Source organism: Halalkalibacterium ligniniphilum, assembly GCF_000334155.1.
Taxonomy (GTDB): Bacteria; Bacillota; Bacilli; order Bacillales; family Bacillaceae_D; genus Halalkalibacterium; species Halalkalibacterium ligniniphilum.
In genome coordinates, this window is the sequence record NZ_ANNK01000039.1 from 1 (window position 1) to 3,877 (window position 3,877).

Consider the following 3,877-nt stretch of genomic DNA (forward strand, 5'->3'; position numbering starts at 1 on the left):
GAAAAGGAGACCCATTCACCAAGGGGAAGAATCAATTTAGTGAAAATGGCGGCAGAAGGGAAGCTGCCATTGTCTGAGCTTGAAGAGCCGATTGATTTTTGTCTCGGCTGCCGTGCTTGTGAAACGGTCTGCCCGACGAATGTGCAATATGGAAAAATCCTTGATTCGGCGAAGGTGGCCCTAAGGGAAGAGAAGGAAACGAAGGCCGCCTGGTATCAGAAGCTGTTTAAAAAAGGATTGTTTGAAACGGTGCTGCCAAACGACAAGCTCTTAAACACACTAGGAGCAGGGCTCTTTATCTATCAAAAAAGCGGAGCTGAGAACATCGCAAGAAAAGCAAAGCTGACAAGGGTGCTACCTGATTCACTTGCCGCATTCGAGGCAGTCACTCCAAAGGTCGCCTCGCTAAGTGAAAGAAAGAAGCGCCTGGCCCATGTTAAGCCAGAAGGCAATGCGATGTATCATGTCGGCTTTTTTACAGGCTGTATTATGGATACGATGTTCTCGAAGATCAATGATCTGACGATTCAGCTCCTTCAACGCGCGGGATGTGAGGTAACGGTCATTCAGGAGCAAACCTGCTGTGGTGCTCTGCAAAATCATAGCGGCGAACGAGATGTGGCGAAACGCTTGGCGAAGCAAAACATTGAGGCGTTTGAACAGCATTCTTTTGATTATGTCGTCAACAGCATTGGTGGCTGTGGTGCAATGCTTGTTGAATATGGAGAGCTTTTAGAGGACGAACCGGAATGGAGGGAGCGGGCCCAGCGTTTTTCTGAAAAAAATGTGGATAGCAGTGTGATTCTCTCGCAGGTTGAGCTCCCGTTTACAAAAGAAATCAACAAAGTAACGACATATCAGCCGTCCTGCCATATGACCAATGTTCAAAAGCGAGTGGAAGAGCCGTTAAAGCTACTACAATCAATTCCGAGTATCACCTTCCTGCCGATGAAGGAGAGCGAGCTTTGCTGTGGGTCGGCAGGGATTTATAATCTCGTTCATTATGAGCAGTCAATGGAGATTCTTGATCTGAAGATGGAAAATGTAAAGACGGTTCAGCCTGAAGTGATTGTGACAACGAACCCTGGATGTCATTTACAAATGAAGCTCGGTGTAGAGCGCAAGGGATTAACAGAAAAAGTAAAGGTGGTTCATTTAATTGAGCTGCTAGCAGAAGCATGTGATTTGTAGGGGAGGAAATGGAGATGTATGATTTTACAATTATCGGTGGCGGGATTGTCGGATTGGCTGTTGGACATGCCATTTATGAGCGCTACCCTAGGGCGAGTGTTTTAATTATCGAAAAAGAGCAGCAGGTGGCCGCTCACCAAACTGGTCATAATAGTGGCGTGATTCATTCAGGGATTTATTACAAGCCAGGTAGCTTCAAAGCGAAATTTGCAAAGGCCGGAAGTCAATCGATGACTGCTTTTTGTAAGGAGCATGACCTTGATGTAGACATTTGTGGAAAGGTGATTGTGGCAACGAAAGAGAAAGAGTTGCCACTGCTTGATAATCTCTATAAACGAGGGCTCGCGAATGGCCTGGATATTAGCATGCTGAACAAAGAGGAAGTACGGGAGGTGGAGCCTTATGTAAATGGCCTTGCTGCCATTTCTGTACCTGCTGCAGGGATTGTGAGCTATAAGCAAGTGGCAGAGAAGCTCGCCGAGTTAATCATTGAACGCGGTGGTGAGATTCAGCTTGCGACAACGGTAGAGGCGATAACTGAGAACAGCGAGGGTGCCGTTGTTGAAACGGACAAAGGAACGTTTCACACAAGCTACTTAATTAATTGTGCGGGCTTACATAGTGATCGGATTGCGAAGCTTGCAGGCTATCATGTTGACATGAAGATTGTTCCTTTCCGTGGGGAGTATTATAAGCTGCGCCCAGAAAAACGGTATCTTGTGAACAACTTAATCTATCCTGTCCCGAATCCTGATTTCCCGTTTCTTGGCGTTCATTTCACAAGGATGATTGACGGAGAGGTGGATGCAGGACCGAATGCGGTGTTGAGTTTTAAGCGGGAAGGCTATAAGAAAACCGATATTGATTTGAAAGATTTATCAGAGGTGCTTCGCTACAAAGGCTTTTGGCAATTAGCGAGTAAATATTTGAAGGAAGGGACGGAGGAAATGATTCGTTCGTTCAGCAAAAAGAAGTTTGTTGAAAACCTTCAGCAGTTAATTCCAGAAGTAAAGGAGGACGATCTAGTTCCAGGACCGAGCGGCGTTCGTGCCCAAGCCTTAACGGCAGACGGGAAGCTAGTTGATGATTTTCAATTAATTCGTGGACGAAACAGCCTCCACGTGTGCAATGCCCCGTCCCCTGCCGCCACCGCCTCTCTCGAAATCGGCAAAGCGATCGTAGAAAAAATTTAACCTATAGGGGGTCGTAGCACTTTTGCCCGGAGCAGTTGGGGTCAGGGCAAAAGTGCTACGACCCCCCATTTTGGTTGACGGGGGTTGGAGAGTTGTGTAAACTACAAGTATTACTTTATCTTGGTAGTACATTAGCGAACTAAAGTGAAGTTGTGAAGCTTAACATAACAAAACATGAAACCAGCTCTAAACCGCATCATAAAGCTAGCGCACAACATAAAACAAAGCAACAAACAATAATTCTTTTACGATAATGAACGATCAGCTATGCTAGAGATAGCTGATAAGGAGTTGAAATGATGTCAAAGCCATTTATGTTTGAGAAGCCATCTGGAATGAGGGACACCCTTCCCGATCTCTATCAAACGAAAAAAGCGATTCGCGAACAAATGGAAGAAGAAATTCGCCTTTGGGGCTATGAAGCGATTGAAACACCAACGCTTGAATATTACGACACAGTCGGTGTGGCCTCTGCCATATTAGATCAGCAGCTATTTAAGCTGTTAGACCAGCAAGGAAACACCCTTGTTCTTCGCCCTGATATGACGGCGCCGATTGCCCGTTTAGTCGCATCAAGCTTAAAGGACCGGGCCTATCCATTGCGCCTTGCTTATACGTCAAACGTCTACCGTGCCCAGCAAAATGAAGGCGGAAAGCCAGCCGAATTTGAGCAGCTTGGTGTCGAGCTTATTGGCGATGGCACATCCAGTGCCGACGGGGAAGTGATTGCCCTGATGGTCGCCGCCCTTAAACGAGCAGGACTTAAAACCTTTAAAGTTGCGATTGGACACGTTGGCTACGTGAATGCACTGCTCCTTGATGTGGTCGGTAACGAAGAGCGTGCCGAAGGTCTTCGCCGCTTTCTATATGAAAAGAACTATGTTGGCTACCGTGAGCATGTAAAAGGCTTAAATTTATCTTCCATTGATAAAAGCCGTCTCCTTAGCTTATTAAAATTACGAGGTGGACGACAAGCCATCGACGATGCGGCCTCACTGATTCAAACCGCGGAAGGTGAAGTGGTGCTGAATGAAATGACCAAGCTGTGGGACGTCCTTGAAAGCTACGGCGTCGCTGATTATGTGAAGCTTGATTTAAACCTTGTTCTTCATATGAGCTATTACACAGGTGTCGTTTTCGAAGGCTATGGAAATCGCCTCGGTGTGCCTCTCTGTAGTGGAGGACGCTACGATGATTTGCTGACAAAATTTGAGCGACCAGCCCAAGCGACAGGATTTGGTGTTCGCCTTGACCTACTGGCAGAAGCCATTGGGGAGAAGCCAATTGAGCAAAAACAAACGTGCATTATGTTCAGCAATGAACGTCGGGATGAAGCGGTGGCGCTTGCGTCGGAAAAACGGCGAGATGGGATCGCTGTTGTGTTGCAGGATATTTCTGGAGTGACCGATCTTGATTCCATGTCGGATCAGTATGGAGAGGTCATCTATTGCATTGGAAAAGCGGGAAAAGGAGGTGCGTCTGAATGAGCACAT

At 46.7% G+C, this 3,877-nt stretch carries 3 protein-coding genes; all 3 read left to right on the forward strand.

What is annotated here, in order from left to right:
* A partial coding sequence (locus BLT_RS0102840) for a (Fe-S)-binding protein (protein WP_017726303.1) occupies window positions 1–1,191 on the forward strand: 1,191 nt, incomplete at its 5' end.
* A gap of 14 nt (window positions 1,192–1,205) precedes the next feature.
* Window positions 1,206–2,384, forward strand: coding sequence for an L-2-hydroxyglutarate oxidase (lhgO, locus tag BLT_RS0102845; protein ID WP_017726304.1), 1,179 nt, complete (start codon window positions 1,206–1,208; stop codon window positions 2,382–2,384).
* A 299-nt stretch (window positions 2,385–2,683) separates the two neighbouring features.
* A complete protein-coding gene (locus BLT_RS0102850; RefSeq protein ID WP_017726305.1) occupies window positions 2,684–3,871 on the forward strand; it encodes an ATP phosphoribosyltransferase regulatory subunit in 1,188 nt (395 codons plus the stop codon).
* Window positions 3,872–3,877: the final 6 nt, after the last annotated feature.